Annotated in this window: 16 protein-coding genes; 10 read left to right on the top strand and 6 right to left on the bottom strand. The window is 49.3% G+C overall.

The window, feature by feature from the left end:
- Positions 1-4: 4 nt before the first annotated feature.
- Positions 5-622 (top strand): alpha-ketoglutarate-dependent dioxygenase AlkB family protein, encoded by a 618-nt coding sequence (locus tag QWY30_RS12995; RefSeq protein WP_290241685.1) that lies wholly within the window; start codon positions 5-7, stop codon positions 620-622.
- A gap of 7 nt (positions 623-629) precedes the next feature.
- Here QWY30_RS12995 and QWY30_RS12990 read toward each other — a convergent pair whose 3' ends face one another.
- Positions 630-1,736, bottom strand: a complete 1,107-nt coding sequence (locus QWY30_RS12990; protein WP_290241683.1) for an ABC transporter substrate-binding protein — start codon at positions 1,734-1,736, stop codon at positions 630-632.
- A gap of 212 nt (positions 1,737-1,948) precedes the next feature.
- Here QWY30_RS12990 and QWY30_RS12985 point away from each other — a divergent pair, with 212 nt between their 5' ends.
- From QWY30_RS12985 to QWY30_RS12955, 7 genes are read left to right on the top strand one after another with little or no spacing between them, the layout of a single operon-like run.
- Positions 1,949-4,426: a diguanylate cyclase domain-containing protein gene (locus tag QWY30_RS12985; RefSeq protein WP_290241682.1), complete on the top strand. Its 2,478-nt coding sequence runs from the start codon at positions 1,949-1,951 to the stop codon at positions 4,424-4,426.
- 53 nt (positions 4,427-4,479) lie between these two features.
- Positions 4,480-5,469: a Bug family tripartite tricarboxylate transporter substrate binding protein gene (locus QWY30_RS12980; RefSeq protein ID WP_290241673.1), complete on the top strand. Its 990-nt coding sequence runs from the start codon at positions 4,480-4,482 to the stop codon at positions 5,467-5,469.
- Between the two features lie 18 nt (positions 5,470-5,487).
- Positions 5,488-6,714, top strand: a complete 1,227-nt coding sequence (locus QWY30_RS12975) for a CaiB/BaiF CoA transferase family protein (RefSeq protein ID WP_290241670.1) — start codon at positions 5,488-5,490, stop codon at positions 6,712-6,714.
- 32 nt (positions 6,715-6,746) lie between these two features.
- Positions 6,747-7,730: an acrylyl-CoA reductase family protein gene (locus QWY30_RS12970; protein WP_290241667.1), complete on the top strand. Its 984-nt coding sequence runs from the start codon at positions 6,747-6,749 to the stop codon at positions 7,728-7,730.
- 2 nt (positions 7,731-7,732) lie between these two features.
- Positions 7,733-8,980 (top strand): acetyl-CoA hydrolase/transferase family protein, encoded by a 1,248-nt coding sequence (locus tag QWY30_RS12965; protein ID WP_290241665.1) that lies wholly within the window; start codon positions 7,733-7,735, stop codon positions 8,978-8,980.
- A gap of 34 nt (positions 8,981-9,014) precedes the next feature.
- A complete protein-coding gene (gene goxA / locus QWY30_RS12960) occupies positions 9,015-11,051 on the top strand; it encodes a CTQ-dependent glycine oxidase GoxA (RefSeq protein ID WP_290241663.1) in 2,037 nt (678 codons plus the stop codon).
- Positions 11,048-12,166, top strand: a complete 1,119-nt coding sequence (locus QWY30_RS12955) for a tryptophan 7-halogenase (RefSeq protein WP_290241661.1) — start codon at positions 11,048-11,050, stop codon at positions 12,164-12,166. The genes goxA and QWY30_RS12955 overlap by 4 nt, the downstream gene beginning before the upstream one ends.
- Here QWY30_RS12955 and QWY30_RS12950 read toward each other — a convergent pair.
- The 3 genes from QWY30_RS12950 to QWY30_RS12940 are packed head-to-tail and all read right to left on the bottom strand — an operon-like array spanning position 12,123 to position 15,097.
- A complete protein-coding gene (locus tag QWY30_RS12950; RefSeq protein ID WP_290241660.1) occupies positions 12,123-12,578 on the bottom strand; it encodes a hypothetical protein in 456 nt (151 codons plus the stop codon). The two genes, QWY30_RS12955 and QWY30_RS12950, sit on opposite strands and share 44 nt — an antisense overlap.
- A 12-nt stretch (positions 12,579-12,590) precedes the next feature.
- A complete protein-coding gene (locus tag QWY30_RS12945; protein ID WP_290241659.1) occupies positions 12,591-14,435 on the bottom strand; it encodes a nitrilase-related carbon-nitrogen hydrolase in 1,845 nt (614 codons plus the stop codon).
- A 23-nt stretch (positions 14,436-14,458) separates the two neighbouring features.
- Positions 14,459-15,097, bottom strand: coding sequence for a trimeric intracellular cation channel family protein (locus QWY30_RS12940; protein ID WP_290241657.1), 639 nt, complete (start codon positions 15,095-15,097; stop codon positions 14,459-14,461).
- Between the two features lie 101 nt (positions 15,098-15,198).
- Between QWY30_RS12940 and QWY30_RS12935 the strand changes: the two genes are divergently transcribed.
- Positions 15,199-16,044 (top strand): alpha/beta fold hydrolase, encoded by an 846-nt coding sequence (locus QWY30_RS12935; protein ID WP_290241655.1) that lies wholly within the window; start codon positions 15,199-15,201, stop codon positions 16,042-16,044.
- Positions 16,045-16,050: 6 nt separating this feature from the next.
- On the opposite strand, the gene QWY30_RS12930 is transcribed toward QWY30_RS12935, so the two are convergent.
- Both QWY30_RS12930 and QWY30_RS12925 read right to left on the bottom strand, forming a co-directional pair.
- Positions 16,051-16,761 carry a hypothetical protein gene (locus tag QWY30_RS12930; RefSeq protein ID WP_290241653.1) on the bottom strand — a complete coding sequence of 237 codons (711 nt, stop codon included), beginning with the start codon at positions 16,759-16,761 and terminating at the stop codon, positions 16,051-16,053.
- 2 nt (positions 16,762-16,763) lie between these two features.
- Positions 16,764-17,282 carry a DUF6790 family protein gene (locus tag QWY30_RS12925; RefSeq protein ID WP_290241652.1) on the bottom strand — a complete coding sequence of 173 codons (519 nt, stop codon included), beginning with the start codon at positions 17,280-17,282 and terminating at the stop codon, positions 16,764-16,766.
- 129 nt (positions 17,283-17,411) lie between these two features.
- Between QWY30_RS12925 and QWY30_RS12920 the strand changes: the two genes are divergently transcribed.
- Complete coding sequence (locus QWY30_RS12920) at positions 17,412-18,902, top strand: M81 family metallopeptidase (RefSeq protein WP_290241815.1); 1,491 nt, start codon at positions 17,412-17,414, stop codon at positions 18,900-18,902.
- The last annotated feature ends 1,087 nt before the right edge of the window (positions 18,903-19,989 follow it).

The raw sequence follows: 19,989 nt of genomic DNA, 5'->3' as shown, positions 1-19,989 counted from the left end.
CAGTATGCAAACTCAACTGTTTGAAACGACTGACTCAAGCAATGCTCTGACCGTGCTATCAAAAGATGGACGCGCAGATTACTTTCCCTCGATTTTTGAATCTGACCGCTGCGCTGAGCTGTTTTCCGCATTGATTGACTCCCTGGATTGGCGCGTCGATCAAATCTATATGTTTGGAAAACTTGTCACCACTAAAAGAAAAGTTGCGTGGGTCGGGGACGCAGGCTGCTCCTACAAATATTCAGGTGTGAAAAAAGAACCACAACCCTGGACCCCTGAACTGTTACACATCAAAAATCAGCTCGAAAAAATCTCGCAATGGAAATTCAATTCCTGTTTGCTGAATCTGTATCACGATGGCGACGAAGGGATGGGCTGGCATAGTGATGATGAGCCCGAACTCGATCAGTCGGCCCCCATCGCTTCCTTGAGCCTGGGCGGAGAACGGAAGTTCTCTTTCAAACACAAAACAGACAAAACAAATGTCTCGTTGATATTGGAAAACGGCAGTGTGCTGCTGATGCACGCACCCACTCAACAGTTTTGGCAGCATAGCCTGGTGAAAACAAAACGTCCCGTTGCGCCCAGGATGAACTTGACGTTTAGGGCGATATCGCTATGAACCGAAATCACTCAATTTTTTTATACTGACCGTCAGTGATTTTCGTAAAAAATATTTTTCTTGGTGTATCGCCGTTCTTATCAAACACAATCGTTTGCTGTAAACCTGGATACGGTCCGCTACGCAAAGCAGCCTCTTTCACAGTTTCGCCTTTCTTTTGGTTTTTCAGCGCCTGCAAGACAACCGTTGCCGCATCGTAAGCGGATACCGAGCTGTAGCCGGGATAGCGCTGGAAGCGTTTGAAATATGCCTCGCTGAACTGTTTAAAGCGGTTGGATGTGTCATCACGATCGTAGTTTTGTACGATGATCAATCCCTCGACGACCTTGCCACCCAGATCGATCAATTGTTCTGTCGCGGCCCATTCAGATGCGATGATGGGTAACTCGGGAGCTTGACGACGCGCCTGCTGGGCCAGACGCGCCACATCCAGCGCGCCAGAGATGAACAATAATCCCTGTGGCTTGGCGATCAGCATCTTTTCCATCACATTATCAAATGGCGTATTGCTACCTGACTCATATGAAACCTCGGCGACAACTTGCCCGCCTTGGGCGATCATTGCGTTTTTAAATTCTGCCAGCCAGGATTCTGTGAAATTTTTGTTTCTCAGGTCATATGCGACCGAAATTTGCTTGATTCCTTGCCCTGCCAGAAACTTCGCATAATCAATCGCGTTATCTCTGGTTGTGCGATTAATCCGGAAAAGATTGTCATCCTTTCCATAAAAATCCATCGAGGTAATCGTCGGACTGACCTCGAACACGCCGGCTTTTCCTGCGATCGGAACGATAACTTCCGCCATTCCACTCGTAAAGGGTCCAATAATCGCCTGAACCTTCGCATCGACGAGTTCTTGGGTGGAGGCCTCAGCTTTAGACTTGCTCTGGCCGTCATCTTTGGCGATTAGCTCGACCAAGCGACCTTTCACACCCCCCTCGCGGTTGAATTCCTCGACTGCTAAAGTCACGCCATTGAGGCCTGCCTGCCCGTTATCAGAATTGGGTCCAGTCAATCCTCCGATAAAACCAACCAATATCGGCTCCTGTTTGCCACAACCAGCAAGAAATAAAACCAAAATCAGGGCGAACAGTCTGCGAGCAATCGGGTTCATTTCCATCATTCACTTTTAGAAGCCAACAAGGCAATATTAAGATTATTGTAGGATAATAAGCCCTGTGATAATAAATACCAAAATGCAAGGCATTCTGAACGCGTCAATGAATTATCAATTCCGTGCGATTCATCATCCATAAAACAGGGCGCAAAGGCTCACAAGGTCACGAATCCCTCTTTCGTCGCCTGTCTCACTCCTGGAGCCACTCCTTGCGCTTCAGGCTGTTGTGGCTCGGACTGATGCCTTTGCTGCTCGCGTTTCCAATCGTTTTACTGTCTCTCGGCATTTCCGGTAGTGCGCAGCTCAGCGAACTCGTTCAGGGGCAACTCAACAGCAACTTGTCAGGCGCGCAAAACTATTTGCGTGTCGTACAAAAAGAACTTCAATCCCGGATCACAGACCTGGTTCAGTCTGAACGCGTGACCAAACTCGTTCAGGAAAAAACCGCGCGACATGAAATCGATCAGGCACTCTCCGCGACGCTAAGAGGCAGTGGATTCGACTTTTTACTCATTGTTGATCGGAATGGAACTGTCCTGGGCTCCAGTAGCGCCGTGTCTGACCACGAACGCGTACCTGATTCTTATGTCATCAAACAAGCACAAATCGGTGTTGCAAGTTCCGGTTTCGAACAATTCACGCTTGGACAACTTTTCGCGTTATCGCCAGCTCGCGCCAAACAACTGATCGCGATCAATAAAGACTCGACAGTCAAAATCACTCTATTGAACGCTGCCGCGCATTTCCCATTGTCGGTGACAGAACAAGACGCAGTATTAATGGGTGGCCTGTTCATTAATCAAAATACTGTGCTGATCGAGCACATGCGAGAAATCATCTACCCTGCCGGCAAACTACCTGACCAAGCAGAGGGATTTGTCGGGATATTTGTCGACGATCAAAGCATCGTGAATAGCCGACTGAAAACATTGGCCTCGGACGCTGCAATACTCGAGCCAGATTTAAGCCCCAATGACTATTCAGTGACCAATCCTAACAGGTATGGCACACAAAAAATTGGCGGGATCAATTTTGGACTTGCGGTCTCTCCCATCACAAACGGAGACGAGAAAATGATCGCCGCTCTCGCGGTGGGATTTCCTCTGGCGCCCTACACAGACACTGCGTGGTTGCTTTTAGCGATCGTCAGTACCATGCTCGGTCTGATCATGCTGATCATCTCGATTACCTACCTGAATGCTGGGCGTGCAATCGTTAGAAAAATTAAAGACATCATCGAAGTCATGAGTGAGTTTGGACAAGGCAACCGACTCGCGCGCATCGATCATATCCAAAGACGCGATGAACTTGGTGCCTTGGCAATCAACGTCAACGAGTTGCTCGACATCATTACCAGACAGGAAAAAGACCAAATCTCAGCTCAGCAAGTCATCAGTGACGAAGCCTCGCGTCGGCGAGCAATATTCAACAGCGTGACGGATGGCGTGCTGGTTTTGAGCGAAGATGGCCAAATTTTGGAAGCAAACCCACAAATCCTGAGGATGCTTGGCTACAGTGAGATTGAATTGATGCGTCTCAATATATCTGACTGGGATAGCAATTTCTCCTCGAACAAGTATATGGAGCAAATCAATCAACTCGCGCTCAACAGCTCAGTCATTGAGACCGTACACCGACGCAAAGATGGTTCACAATATCCTGCTGAGCTCTCCATCAGTCATGCTCAATGGGCAGGTAAAACATTTACCTTGATGTTGATCCGTGACATCAGTTTACGCAAACAGCAAGAAGAAAAATTAAAAATCTCCGCAAGCGTTTTTACCGCGGCACTCGAAGCCATCGTTCTGACCGATCCCGAAGGCGTCATCACGGACGTCAATGAAAGCTATACAAAAATCATTGGCTTTGAAAAACACGAAGTGATTGGCAAAAGCTCAAAAGCCATTGGGTTTACAGACAATGATGTTCATTTATTCGATCAGATCCTTTCGCATCTGCAGGTGATCGGTCACTGGGCGGGAGAGATTGAACTCAAACGCAAAGAAGGGGATACGATTCCGGTACAACTCAAAGTCAGCGCTGTACATTCGGACGATGGCGGAATCCGCCACTTCGTTGCGATGTTCTCTGATATCAGTCTGCAAAAACAGCAGCAGCTTCGACTCGAACAGCTTGCGTTGCACGATACGCTGACCCAGCTTCCCAACCGCCAGAAACTCAACGAACGTTTGACACTTGCCATGGCGACCAGCCAGCGAAGCGGACTCTATGGCGCGCTGCTGATGCTTGATCTGGACAACTTCAAACCTCTAAACGATGAGCACGGTCATGCTGCAGGCGATCAGCTCTTGATTGATGTTGCACACAGACTGACGTCCTGTGTAAGAGAAATCGATACCGTCGCGCGTCTGGGTGGAGATGAGTTTGTAATCTTATTGGAATCGCTGTCGGACGACGAGAGCGTTGCCCGGCAACATGCACTTCATATCGCCGAAAAAATTCGTTCAACAGTTTCCGAGCCTTATCTCATCAAGAGTGGCAACGCCCACGAAGAAAACGCCAGTCCCTGGCACACTTGTACCGCCAGCATCGGTATTACATTATTTTTAGGCAAAGAATTGAATCAAAACCAGCTGCTCAACAGAGCAGATATCGCGATGTATGAATCAAAAGCGACTGGCAGAAACTATATTCATTTTTATAGCGCATCGGAAAATTTTCGCTAATATGTCAAATTGAATGTATCCAACATTCAAACACCATCAGAGTGGAGACAAACGTGAAAAAAATAATGTTATGTGCGGTATCTATCGCGACGCTATTAAGCTCGTCTTTAGTCGGTGCGCAAACCACAGCCCAGTCCGCAGCACAGGCCTTCCCTAACAAACCCATTCGCTTTGTTGTGCCCTTCCCGCCCGGAGGCGGTAACGATATCCTGGCACGCGCGCTGGCTCCAAAAATGTCTGAGATCCTTGGTCAGCAAGTCGTGATCGATAATCGAGCTGGCGCGGGCGGCAATATCGGCGCGGACTTTGTCGCCAAATCCCCTCCGGACGGATACACCATTGTGATCGCCTCGAACCAGGTCACCATGAATCCATGGATCTATTCAAAGCTTCCATTTGATATTGCCAAGGATTTCGCGCCTGTCGCGCAGGTTGCTTCTGTGCCCATGCTCCTGGCCATTCATCCAGAAGTGCCCGCCACAAACCTGAAGGAATTCATTGCGCTGGCAAAAGCCAAGCCAGGATCGTTGAACTACAGCACACCTGGCCTGGGGACTCCTCAGCATATCGCTTTTGAAGTGTTTAATTTCGATGCGGGCGTCAAAGTAACGCACGTGCCATACAAGGGTACGTCCCCTTCCATTGTGGATTTAATCGGTGGTCAGGTACAGGCGACGCTTGGCACAATGGCTTCATTAGACCAACATGTGAAATCGGGTAAAGTCCGTCCTATTGCGGTCTCCACGCCTCAGCGCTCCCCCGCGATGCCTGATATCCCCACAATCGAAGAAGGTGGCCTCAAAGGCTATAACGTTCCCCTATGGTATTCAGTGTTGGCACCCGCTAATACACCGAAAGATATCGTGGCAAAAATTTCCGCCTCAATTCGCGATGCACTCAAGGATCCTCAGACCAAAGCGCAGTTGGAGCGTCAAGGATTTGTCGAGAGCTATCTGGATCCAGAGCAAATGTCTGCGCTGATTACAAAAGATCTCGCGTATTGGCAGAAAGCCATTCAAAACATTGGCCTGAAACTCGACTAAAACTGAATAGAGAGCACTATGTCTGAATCAATGCCCTCGATTAACAAGGCATTAGAGGGCGTGCGCGTCCTCGACTTTACGCAAATCGGCGCTGGTCCCTTAGCGGGTATGCAGATGGGTGATATGGGGGCCGAAGTGATCAAGGTTGAAGCCCCAAGCGGAGATATCGGCCGCAAACTCGGTCCGCCTTGGCAAAATGGTGAATCCGTTGTGTCGATGTGTTTTAACAGAAACAAACGCTCCTTGATTGTTGATCTGAAGAAACCTGGTGGCGCGGCACTGATTCAAGAACTGGCCAAAACCTCTGATGTCGTTCTCGAAAGTTTTCGTCCAGGTGTCATGGATCGACTCGGAATCGGCTACGAGGCGCTTCGCGCAATCAATCCAAAAATCGTGTTTGCTTCAGTTTCCGCCTACGGCCAAACGGGACCATGGCGCGACAAGCCAGGTGTGGATGGCATCGTCCAAGCAGTCTCAGGTCTGATGAGCAACATCGGCGATGAAAACTCGCCTCCGATGAAAGTACTGGTTCCCGCAGTGGATATGGTGACAGGATTTTTAACAACGAGTACTGTCATGGCTGCGTTACGCGTCGTGGAATCGACAGGCCTGGGACAGCACCTCGATATGTCGCTCTACAACAGTGCGATCATGTTTCAGCAATCCGCCATCGCTTCATATCTGTCAAGCGGCGAAAAACCGATTCGAATTGGAACAGCTGCACCCTACTCCGCTCCCAACGAAGCCTATCCCACCAAGGATGGCTGGATCATGATTGCGGCCTATCACGATGACCGCTGGCCCGCGTTGTGCAAACTCTTGAACAAACCTGACCTGGCTACACACCCAGATTTTGCGACAATTCCGCTCAGAGTGGCGAATCGTAAAAAGCTGATGACAGAACTCACCGTATTGCTTGCCTCCAAGACGTCGGCAGAGTGGCAAGCACTCATGGAAGCGGAAGACATCATTTGTGGCCCAATCGCCGATTACGACATGGTCATGGATTCGCCACAACTCAAACATAACGGTCTGATCGTTGAGACGCCCAATGCCATCGCGGGGACTGTCAAGATGCCTGGTCTCGCAGTGGGGGACCGGAATGCCCAATCACGCGTGCGCTATGGCCCTCCGACTTTGGGCGAACACAGCTGTGAGGTGCTGACTGAGTATGGTTTGACTGAAGCACAAATCAAAGCGCTGTTGGATGACGGGATCGTTGTGCAAAGAAAAACAGACAAATAAATATATAAATAAATATTCAGGGGATAGACAGCATGTCATTTAAAGCGATCAAACAATTTCTTGAAAATGATCAGCGCATCAGTCGCTTAGTCGAGCTCAACATCGAGGATCTGGATCCGGGTGAAGTTGTCATCAAAACCCAATATGCCGCCGTGAACTACAAAGACGCCCGAGGAGTCATGGGTGTAGGCAAAGTGATTGGTCGCTTCCCATGCATACCTGGCATTGAAATGGCGGGCACCGTGACCGAGTCCAGTCATCCAGACTTTAAGCCCGGGGACTTGGTAACCGTTCAAGGTGGCCGTGATTTCGGTATGCGGCGCGATGGAGCCTACAGCGAGTACGTCCGCGTCCCTGCGGCCTGGGTCGGTCGTGTTCCGGCGGGCACAGATCCCTTTGATATCGTCGCCATGGGGCTTGCCGCGTACACCTCTGCTGTCGCAGTCGTCGAGATCGAACGTCGCGTCAAAACGACCGATGGCCCCATCATCGTCACCGGAGGAACGGGCGGTAGCTCTTCCTTTGCGATTGATATGCTCGCGGGTCTGGGTTACGAGGTCGTGGCCAGCACAGGTAAAAAGTCCGAAGAAGAATATCTCAAGTCAATCGGTGCAACCCGTGTGATTGGTCGCGATGAAATCGCCGGAGGCGACAAACCCCTCGAAGAACAGCGCTGGGCGGGAGCCATTGATGCTGTCGGTGGTGCGCCTCTGGATGCAGTTTTAAGATCCGCCAAAAAACATGCTGTTGTTTGCGCCTTTGGTAATGCCGCGAGCGAAACCCTCACCACATCAATTTATCCCTTCATTCTCAGATCAGTTTCACTGGTTGGAATCAACGGCAACCATCCTGTTCCACAACGGGGGAAGACATGGGCGAGAATGGCCAAGGGCGGAGACCTACACCCAAAACACCTTCATCAAATCGCCTATCCAATCAAGTTTGAAAACTTGCTGGAGCATTGCGCCAAGGTGATGCAAGCGGGTATTCGCGGACGTGCAGTCGTGACGTTTTAAACGTGGAGATCGACCTCTCGCAATACATTCGGTCCGGTGATGCGATAGTCTGGACGCAGACCACAGCGGAGCCTTTGACGCTCACTGAGGCGCTCATTTCTCAACGCCATACGATCGGGCATTGCTCAGCGTTCATTGGTGCAACGTATTCGCATACATTGCAACCTGAATACAAAGACTTTCTCCATCTCTCAAGTTTCGGTGGGTTTGGATTCAATAGTCGTCTGATTGATGCCCATGCCCTGGATGTAATTCCGCTCCACTGTTCCGAAATCGGCGCCATGATTACAAAAGGTGTCATCCCTTGTGATGTGGCGATGCTGCAACTCAGTCCACTTGGACCGGATGGCAAGCACAGCCTGGGGATTTCTGCGGACTATATGATCGAAGCTGCACGACGGGCACGCGTCGTCATCGCGGAAGTCAATGCTCAAATGCCTTGGACGGATACTTCCTCAATGATGGAAGGCCTCACCATTCATGCGCAAGTCCACAGCAATCGTCCACTATTGGAATTACCTGCTGCCCGAATCGGCGATACAGAAAAGAAGATTGCACACATTGCCACTTCTTATATTGAAGATCGTGCGGTTCTCGAACTCGGTCTCGGTGCGATTCCGGAGGCAATCCTAGGAATGCTCTCGGACAGACGCGACTTGGGGATTCACACAGGTGTGCTCGGTGATGCGTCCATTGAGCTGGTCAAACAAGGGGTCATCACCAATGCCTTCAAATCACTCGATACTGGCAAAATCGTAACGGCATCACTGCTTGGCTCCCAAAAACTGTATGAGTTTGGTCGTGAAAATGCTGACCTTGCACTCAGACCATATGCATATACGCATGCGCATCACAATATTTGCCGTCTTCAAGACTTTACAGCCATTAATTCGGCTATCGAGGTAGATTTGACAGGCCAAGTCAACGCAGAGTGGGCGAATGGTCGCTACGTCGGGGCAACGGGCGGACTGGTAGATTTTGTACGCGGTGCACTCGCAGCGCGCGGCGGACGTTCGATTATCGCGCTCCCCTCCACGACGAAAGACACCAGTACGAGTCGTATCGTCAGTCAGATTCAGCATGGGCCCGTTACCTGCCTGCGCAGCGATGCGGATGTTGTCGTCACCGAATGGGGTGCCGCCGAGCTACGCGGAAAATCAGTCGCTGAACGAACCAGAGCCATGATCGCCATTGCACATCCCGAACATCGGGAAAGGCTTGAAAGAGAAAGTCACGTCCTTATTGATTAAAATCCCTTGAATCAATTATTTTTCGGTCGCTGTCATGAACAAAAATATCCCCTTGAATCGCAGCAAGCGAGACTTTCTTGCCGCGACCGCACACCTAGGCTTACTGTCATGTTCATTGCCTTTACCTGTGTTGGCCGCCTCTGCACGTGCTGGTCAAAAAGTTCTGGATCAGGAAATCAGCTACATCGGTATCTATCCACCCATCGGGATTTCACGCGTTGGCAGTGCTTCGGTTGAACACGCGTTTTACGCCCCGGAGGTGCCAGGCATATCGCCTGAACCCGTTGACGGATTCAAAGACGGAACTTCCAAAATCAAAAAACAGGCTCAGCGTTTTTATCTATATGGCTTTAACCAGTCAGGACAAGTCGTCAAAGAAATCACAGCGGATGATGCACAAATCGAATGGAAGGTTAGAGTAGCCAACACCAAGGCGGCCTGGTATGGCTTCAACAATCCATTCAATCTGGGACCTGACGTCCCCGGCATACCAGCCAAGTTACGTAACCAAGGCGTCCGCTCAGTCACTGAACGTGAAAAGCGCCTGATTATCGACTCAGGCGTGATCGGCATTGAGGGAAAAAGCATTAATCGCTCCGCGCAAGCACAGCAATACAAACTTTCCGGTCATTTTTGGCGCGAAGATCTCAAGGTCAGTTTGGGAGACTTGGCAACGGACGAGGCAGGAAGACTCATCGTCCTTCCGGCTGATGGTATTTCCTCGCCAGTGATTCCCAATAATCCCATCGTGGACTTTACAAAAAATGATGCCTGGTATGACGACTGGTGTGATGGCACGGTCAACGCTTCGATCACCCTTCGAAACGGCAAGCGCATACAAGCGCTCCCTGCCTGGGTTGTCTGCTGCGGTCCTGACTATGCACCTGACATCACGCCTTTCACTTCGATGTACGACTCGATTCAAAACAATCTGGTCAAGAAATATGAAAATTGGGATGAAACAGCTTTGAGCAAGGTTGTTCAACCTCCGAAAAAACCTGCATTACCGCTTTCATTTTCCAGAGATATCTATCCACTCTTTCACCGAATGGCTCAAATGGAATGGGTCTCAAGTGCCGCACAATTACAGACTGGCTGGATCGATATCCCTAACTTTTCAGACCAGACTTTCATCGGTCAGCTTGCAAAAAAAGATCAAAAGGATCTTCGCCAAAAAGTCTTCTCTGCATTCAGAAACCCGCGCGCAAAAGATGAAGAAAAATATCGACTACCCTTTATGTTAGGTGGAGGTGTTGATTTCGAAGGTGTGAACGCGCACTGGTTTCAGATGACGAGTCTGCAATATTGGATCCTGACGCAATGGAATGAAGGAAACTATGTCGATGACTGGCAACAGTTTCTTTCTCAAAATAATGTCAGACAGAATCAGTCTCCAAAAATTTCTGACTTACCACTCCAGGATCAACCTGCAGCCTTGACTCGCGCAGCTCTCGAACCGTTGTCAGGTGGTAACTTTCATCCTGGCGTTGAACTCACCTGGATACTTGAAAGGCCCGAGTTATTTGATGACCTGCATCCTTTCAGAATCGCGGTTGGGAACAGAACTTCTTTAGTGCAAAATCTTGGTCCCTTGATCACCCCTCAAAATACGCTACCCCAGTCAGCGGACTCTACCCCGCAACAATCGCCCATAGGTCCGCAAATGCCCGGCGACTTGACTCGCTGGATGGGCTTACCCTGGCAGCCCGATGCGTTTAGCTGTCAAAGCGTCAACTATCCACAAGATTATCCAACTGTCGTGTGGTGGCCGGCGAATTTACCCGTTGACGTTCTCCCAGAGTTCGCCTACCAAAGGATTATTCGCGAAGATCTGACACGAGAGGAACGTCTCAAATTCGCTTCAGTTCGGGCAGCGTGGTCCAGAGGCGCTGCAGGTATCGGTTATCACGCCAACGGCAGCTATTTTGATGGCTTGAATCGTGCGATTTATCTCTGGGAACGCTTGGGTTTTGTCGTTAAAAAACCCACCCCGAAATCATTGACCACGGGCCCTGGTGCGCTGCCGGATTTTCTATACGTCGAAACTGAACGCGGCTCCATGGACATATGAATGCTGACATCGTTGTCGCAGGATCTGGTATCGCCGCTTCGGCAGCAATGCTCTATCTCAGACAATCGGGATACTCTGTCATTCAAATCGCACCGCCAGAAAAAGCTTCAGAAAAAATCGGTGAAACGCTTTCTTGCTCCGCGAATCGAATCATCAAAGAGCTTGGAATTTGGGAGTTATTTTTATCCCGAAAATATCTCATCCACGACACTGTTTTCTCAGCGTGGGAAAACTCATCGCTGACTAGACAGTCCAGATTCTCTGCTGGGGAAGGATCGAACTGGTCCATCGATCGAAGAGACTTCGAGGACTTCCTAAGGTCACATGCAAATCATAGTTATCAACGAAGACTATTGAATAAAATTCAAAATTGCAGTGAGAATGTCGATGGTCTCTCGCTCGAACTTGACGATCACACAGTCATACAAGCCAGATTTGTCATCGACTGTTCCGGACGTTCCGCAGTCATTGGGCGCCGCTTCAGTCAACGTCATCGTGTCGACAATATGATCTGCTATTACAACTTTATCAAGCAAAGTGATACAGAGATCGACCCCACTATCGGGATCATGGTTGAAGCAGTTGCATATGGATGGTGGTATTCCGCTGTATTACCTGATAATCGAATGATTATTTCTTTGTATACCTATCCAGATTTAGTTCCTCAACATTTAAACCGAGATCTCAAGGCTTGGCTGTCAGTCGTTTACCAAGCGCCTCTCACCTCTCGACGTGTAGAGTCTGCAGGTTACCTAGTACAGGAGGCTCCTGTAGCGGTTGATGCCGGCATGCTCATCCAGGAAGATATATCCGGACGACACTGGGTGGCAGCGGGAGATGCTCTTGTCTCTCTGGACCCATTGTCATCACATGGGATGACCCAAGCATTATGGTCTGGATGCAGAGCAGCCGAGGCCTGCATCAAAAGCATCAACGGTGATTATTCAGCGATCGATCAACTCAGGCAAACCATGTCTTTGGCGATAAAAGCTTATCAAACTGAACTTTTGCAAAAATATCGATCAGTACAACGCTATGCAGAGGAACCCTTTTGGAAAAGAAGGGGATCTCTCATTTTTCCGATGGAAAAAGCGCCTGGGAAAGCAGGAACATGACTGCAGTACTCCAGCCAAAAGAGAAAAATCCTGAGGCTGCCATGATAACAGCGATCAATTGCCAGTGCACTGGTAGCGGATCTGTCACAAAGCCGACCGTTGTATAAGTACTACCGGCAAACACCATCGCCTGATGCTGATTGGGAATAATGTCAAACAACGTCAAAGCAAGACCCCACACATAGATTTGCACCAGATGTGAAATCAACAGCATCAGGATTCCTGCAAAAAATACAACCTGCGCAAGCATCCAGCGATCACCATTGATCAGATTCCGTACACCAGTCTTGAACTTGGATGTGACGAGCATCACAAACAATGCCTGAATAATCAAGCAAAGCAGGATCGTGGCACATCCCAGTATCAATGCATCGAAATTGAAAACGTAATTCGCGGCAGTCTCTTTCATCATTTAAACCGCTCTTTATTGTTTGTAAGCAGTCCAGGCATCGATCGCGAAACCTGACACGCTCTTCCATTGCTGCAATGCCTTGGAATCTGCAGGAAAAACCAAAGGCGAAGCGAGATCAGCGCGACGGCCGGCGAGTAGCTTGCTTTGATTCATCCAGTAGGCATTGCCGAGCGTGGTGAACTTCAGTGACACGATCTCTTCGTGATCAATTGATCCCACGACAGGAATTTCAAGCGAATCAATTGGATTGATCGTAAATACACCACTCGAGCCCAAACAGCCATTACCGACGGAGTTTGCCACCACAGTGTAGGCTTGAGAAGTTTTCGCCGCGGCATACCAAAACACCATCGTATTGGCGGCATAGGGATGATCAAACAGACCCGCAGCATCTTGCATCCTTCCACCATATTGTCCGGACCAGCTTACCGGTGCGGCAATGATATCCGCACGACGCATGGCTAACATGCCAGAGGCTTCAGGAAAGCGGAAATCATCGTTCAGCAACATTCCAATCCTACCGATCGCAGTCTCGAAAACAGGTAAGTCATCACCCGGGGTTAAAAATGCAGCATCCGCCGGATCAAGGTGTGTTTGGCGGTAGTGACCAAGCACCTTTCCGTCAGGAGCTAACAAGACCGCCGTGTGGAAGTATCGGTCACCTTCTTTTTCAATAAAACTTGCGACAAGATGTGTTTTGAGACGGACTGCGAAATCACTCGCAGCCTGCGTGGATTTCCCAAGCGCTTTTTCTGCAATGCTTTCAACATTGTCCTTTGATGCGGGACCGCTAAATGAACATGCAGGCAACACCACTAAATTAAATGTCGTCGTATCACCCTGCATTTTTTTAATCAATGCATCGCAACGATTTAAATTCCCTTCGAAATCATTTGCATCCAGGCAATATTGGACTGCTGCAGCCATCACCTCGGAAGCATGTTTTGTCGCTGCCGTGTCGGTCGGCGCGCGATAGAAAGCCAGCTCCTTGTAGAGCTCAGGGCGACGACGCTCAAGCGTGCGCTTTTGTTCGTTATCAAAACGTGTCGGATCGATCATGCCATAGATGATCGAAGGCTTGTTGGTCATTGTCTTTGTATAGTCTGTCGAAGACGCATGCGCAATACGCTCACCATCGGCCTGCCAGATCGAAGCCGAGCCTCCGTAGGTCACCGTGACACCTGTCGTAGGATTACTCTCCGCATTATTTCGATCAGCGGCCACCATCGCCAGACCGTTCCAGGCACTTTGATGCTGGACAGCGGCAATCGTGGAGTGTTTACCTGCCGCTTGCTCGCCCAACTGGGGGAGCAAACGATCGGACGAGCATATGTAGGCGATTACATCACACCCTTTGACGGCAGCTACGCGCGCGGGCTCCCAGTAAGTATCGTCATAGCAAATGATCATCGTGATACGACCGAGTTCGGTCTCAAACACAGGATAACCAGTATTTCCAGGCACGAACCACAATACATCGGAGGGATTTAAACCATTTTTACGATACTTACCCACGAGACCATTTGGACCAACCAGGGCACCCGTGTTGTATGTCAAACCTGTGTCACGATCAATTTCCGCGATACCGATTGCAATGTAGCAGTTATATTTTTTGGTGACTGTTAAAAGCGAATCCGTTGTCTTGCCAGGAACCGTATCCATATAGGGTAAAAACTGCTCAAGATCCCGATAGATATAACCCGATACGGCCGCCTCAGGCATCACAATCAGTCGCGCACCATTTTTTGCAGCCTCTTCCGCGATCGCAGTGGCTGCCACAATATTTTTATCGAGCTCCATGAACTCTGGATTGAACTCAATGGCTGCGACTTTGAACGCTTCTTTCACAACAGGCATGTTTTTTTTCCTTGTAATTGATATCAGGCAGACATATCGGTATCTTCTTTTGGCCACATAGGAGATGGCCAGTTGCGAAGAACGCTGGTGACATACAGTACGGCAGCGGTCAGTGTCGCACCCGCAGTCGCGAGGTAAAAATTAGTGGTCATCGTCAGACCATAAAAAACGAGGCTGCCAATGATAAGTGCGGTCGCAAACCAATGCGCCTGACTAAAGACGGCTGCTCGGTGACGCGTCAAGGTATCGATCGCCATCCCGCCGACTGTCGCAGTCAAAACGCCACACAGAATGATCGAGACAAACGGCACATCGTGCATCAGCGCCTTTTGACAGCCAATGGAAATCAACAAGCCGATCGCGACACCCTTGAGAACGAGGAAAGGGACTTTTTGCGAAATAAATTTGTAAAAGAAAAATGCGCCGAAAACAGTCGCCAATAAAATCCAGGGAAAGTAATAGGGTCCGGTAATCGCGACAGGCTCAAGGCCAAGCAACAGATCGCGAACGATACCGCCAGCCGCGCCGCCCAAAATACCCGCGAATAAAGTACCAGACACAGGCACATTCCTGCTGCGGGCTGTCGCGGCACCGTAGATCGCCGTGGTCGCCATCGCAGTGACATCAACCCATAACGGCAATGTCGGCATTGTCTCTACCATTTTTAATTCTCGTTTACGTTAACACCTGTTAAATTTTAACAAATTCATCATATTGCAGATGAAAATTCAATTGTCGCGCCATTCAATGAACAGGAGTGATCATGACGGTATCCGCAACTGAAACTTTCATCAATGTCGAGGACGGTTACAAAGTCTGGACACGATCCATAGGCGGAGAGTCCAAACACGCGCGGGCTCCCCTGCTGGTGCTTCATGGCGGTCCCGGGATGGCGCATGACTATCTGGAAAATCTGGAAGCACTTGCTTCCGATACACAAAAAGTCGTTTTTTATGACCAGTTAGGTTGCGGCAGATCCGACACCCCAGACGACCCAAAACGCTGGAAAGTTCCGCGCTTTGTGGCGGAGGTCGATTTTGTCAGACAAGCGCTTCATCTTGAAGAAGTCGTGATTTTGGGTCAGTCCTGGGGAGGGATGCTCGCTCTTGAGTACTTCCTGACCAATCCCAAAGGTGTGCGAGGGGGTATTCTGTCAAACTCGCTATCGAGCGCACCCGTGATGAGTGCTGAAATCCAGAGACTGCTGCACGAGATGCTTGGCGCCAAATCCATCCCTGACGAAAATACTGTCATGGAGTTTTACTCAAGGCATATCCTTCGAATTGATCCTTTTCCAAAAAAGATCCTGGAAAAGATGGAAGAAACGAATCAAGTCTATGAAGTGATGTGGGGTAAAAATGAATTTACCGTCACGGGAAATTTGAAAGACTGGGATCGCATGAAAGATTTGCACCAGATCAAGCTGCCCATTCAAATTATCTCCGGCGAGTTTGACGAGTCGACACCCAAAGTCAATCAAGTACTAAAAGATGGACTCTCAAACTCAGACTGGATCATGATGCAAGGTTGTTCACATCTTCCGAATGTTGAAAAACCAGATGAATATATGGCGATCATCTCGCGATTTCTTGATCGCCTAAACACCTAGCTCAACCTATTGTTTACAACGACTGTTTTTAGACAAACCCTCGGGTGCGTCCCAGGCATTATTGGGTACAGATGAGAACTGGCCCGTGAAATCCTGCCGAATCTCTTTGAACGCGACGGGTTGACCTGAATCGTTGTAATCAATAATCCAGAAAAAGTTGTAGTTGCTTCCACTCCAAGTCTTAGGCACACGCTTTTTGTCAGCTTCTGGCAATTGATCCAGCTTGAGTAACTCTCGTAATTCAACCAGCGCATCCGGATTATTTTTTTCTAGCTTTTGGTTGGCGATATGTTTGTGCTCCCACGCCATCACCACCGTCTGACCGCGCCAGCGTGAATCGTTCATGACCTCTGTAGCCGCACGTTGTGTTTGACGATTGAGCCAGTCTGTCGAGGCCGCATCGCTCATTCCCGGCAGTGGTACGACTGAATATGTCATAACTGGCAAGCCCCAAGAGTCCGCTGAGGGTGCGACTAACTCCAAAGTATGCAACGTGATCGCAAAAAAAGCGGTAGGTGCAGCGTGAGGGAAAAGAGATTTCTCGGCACCTTTGCCAAGATACTGAGCTTTCAAAGCAAGAGAACGCTGCTGACCCACATCACAGAGTGCGTAGGCATTTTCCTTTTCACCATGTCTGAGAACAACAATGCGCGAAGGCGCTCCGATAGCTGAGTGCGCGACTGATAAAAGGAATAATGCAATGAGAAATCGTTTCATGATTAATCTTCGCTCGACAGGTTGTTGGGCTTGGTCAGAAACAACATCATCACTCCGAAAGCCGGCAGAAAGAGATCGGAATAAAACATGATCCCCGCGTTGCCTGGCGCAAAATTATGGGCAACGATCATTTGATACACATGCCCTCCCGCAGCCCCCAGCATGAACAATCCGGGACCCACAACCGCTGCCACTCTGAGCCACCAATTTTTTCTAAATGCAATAAAACCAACCACTGCATAGCCTAGACTCGCAAAACCAACTTCGAGTTGAAATGGACTATTCGCCCAGCCAATATACTGCGCGGACACTTCGCCAAAAAAAGTGTGGACAACAAAGTTATAGAAGTAACTCACGCCAACACAGAAGAATAAAAACCACCTGAAAACTGATTCGTAAACATAAGAGGAGTTTCGTTGGGCTGGATGTGCCTTCATTATTTGGACTGCCGCAAATAACATCGCCATGACAAAAAATGTGAGCGTGAAGTTGAACATCGCGAATTTAATGATGGCAGCCATATACAACTCCAAAAATTTATAAATACTTGTCTACGTCACTGATAACATGCCCACAGATAGCGAGTCAATCACATTTACATATAGCACCTATAATTCATCGATCAAATCACGCGATTCCCGGGGAGTGATATTTTGAAAATCTATGTGGCTGGCTATCAACACGAAACGAATACGTTTGCACCCACCAAAGCAGACTGGGCCGCGTTTAACCGTGGAGAATCCTTTCCTGCCTTTATCAAAGGCCAGCCGATGCTGGACAGTTTGAGAGACGTCAATATTCCCATTGCCGGATTCATGGAAGCTGCGCGTCTCGAAGGATGGCAGCTCGTGCCAGGCTCCTGGTGCGGCGCGATTCCGTCTGCACACGTGACGCGCGATGCCTTCGAGCGCATCAGTGATTCGATATTGACCGACATCCGTCAAGGCGGCTTTGATGCCGTTTATCTCGACTTACATGGGGCGGCAGTGGCTGAGCACATTGATGATACAGAGGGCGAACTCATTTCGCGCATCCGGTCAGTCGTCGGTCCTAAAATGCCGATTATCGCGAGTTTGGATTTGCACGCGAACGTGACGCACCGCATGTTGATTGAGGCGGACGCCCTAGTTTCGTATCGCACCTACCCACATGTGGATATGGCCAAAACAGGCGAACTCGCCGCAAAGCTATTAAAACGCCGCCTCAAGCGCGGCTCGAAAGAGCAGTTGGCTTATCATCGCCTACCCTATCTGATTCCACTCAATGCTCAAAGCACTTGGCTCGAACCTGCAAAGTCGCGCTACGAAGAGCTTACCGCAATGGACCGAGAGTTTGATACTGTTCTGAGCTTTTGCATGGCATTTCCAGCATCCGACATTGCGGAGTGTGCTCCCATGGTATGGGGCTACGGTGAGCGTGCCGAGGCTGCAGTCAAGCGACTGTATGAACAGGTCAGTGAGCCTACCCAGTGGAAACTGGAAATGTATTCGGCACGCGATGCAGTCGAGCGCGCTTGCATACTGGGCGAGACGAATGAAAAACCTGTGGTGATTGCAGACACACAAGACAACCCAGGCGCTGGTGGAGACAGCAATACGACAGGGCTGTTGCGGGCCTTGCTTGAAAAAGGCGCCGGCAAACGACTACCAGGTAAAGTCGCCCTCGGCCTGCTTTTTGATCCTGCAACAGCAAGCATGGCCCATGAGGCAGGCTTAGGCGCCTCGATCACAACCTCGATCGGTACCGCTGTGCCAACCTTTACAGGTCAACTCAGCGACCCACCGATTCAGGGCACTTTTAAAGTCAAGGCTCTGTCGGATGGCAAAGTCACGCTCAAGGGACCCATGATGACCGGCTCGACGATTGCGCTTGGTCCGTGCGCCTTGCTTGAAATCGAAGGTGTTCTGGTGGCGGTCGCAAGCGGGAAAAAGCAACTGTTGGATCGCGAATTATTCAGAATGCTGGGCGTTCACCCCGAAACCATGAAAGTGTTGGTCGTCAAAAGCTCCAACCATTTTCGGGCGGATTTCACACCGATTGCCTCGCATATTTTGGTGGCAAAGGCTGCCGGTCCGATGGCCGCAGACCCGGCAGATTTACCTTGGACGAAACTCGCAAAAACGACCCGAACGAGGCCCTGATTAATTCAGGATCTCAAAACGTTTAATTCTTTGTTCAAAGATCAACTTGGCAAAAGAGTGACTAACAAACCCGAAACCCACTTTACGATTAGCCACGTTTGACTGGTGAGCTCCTGATGAAGGGTGCTTTCAACGTGTTGAATTGCGCGACTCATACGCCCTTCTAAGCGAGCAAGATCCTCGCGCGTAGCAAGGGTGGGAATGATTGCTTCAATGCGGGCGATTCGTGTTTGCATAGTTCAAATTTTACCTAGGGCTTAGGTATCGAAACAATACGTGGAGAATGAATATATTTTTAGTAATTGTTATCGGATACTCTGCCCAGTGGCAATGGAAGCTTTGGTCTCACCAAAGAACCTAACCCTTCACCCACATGAATATTTAAAGATCTTTATCAGTCATCTGATGCATCTATCAACCTTGTATTTATGGATAGTCACCACTCCCTCCAGGCGGATTTCGGAGATCCATACTCAAGATGGTCAGCCAGGCGTGAGAGTCGTCACATAGAGAGCATCAAGCACACCGTCGAATACTATCGAAAAAAATTTGGAAAACCTGTTTTTTTGATCGGACATAGCAATGGCACTCTAAGCCTTGCAGAGCTCCTAAATCAATCCCCTGAAAACCAGAAACTTATCAGCGGACTGATCTTCAGCGGGAGCCGAAACGAGACAGAGGTGAAGCAGAAAATATCTGTTCCCGTATTGGTTCTGCATCACAAATCAGATTCAAATCGCTGGACCACACCCTCATCAGCCGAGCGTCTATTTAAATCTTTAAAACAGAGCAATTCTTCGTCTACAGAGCAAAGCTGGGTAGAGGGTGGGCGAGATATTCCCAACGGCGATCCAATCCATACTGGCCGTCACATGTACAACGAGGCGACTGCTGAGACAGCGGGCTTAATAAAAAATTTCATAGAAAAAACTCTGGCTAATTAGCCGTGTTCGATGAGTAGGCTCTACATCATTAACGGGGGACAACGGTATTCATTAAACTTGTTTTTGCGAAGAAACATTTTTAATGGAGATCATACCGATGTCCCACGTCGATTCTATCCTAGGACTGCCTGGATTAGCCATTG

Origin of the sequence: Zwartia panacis (assembly GCF_030410395.1) — a bacterium.
Taxonomy (GTDB): Bacteria; Pseudomonadota; Gammaproteobacteria; order Burkholderiales; family Burkholderiaceae_B; genus Zwartia; species Zwartia panacis.
The sequence above is the reverse complement of the archived record's forward strand: the minus strand, read 5'-3'. Positions and strand labels throughout refer to the sequence as shown.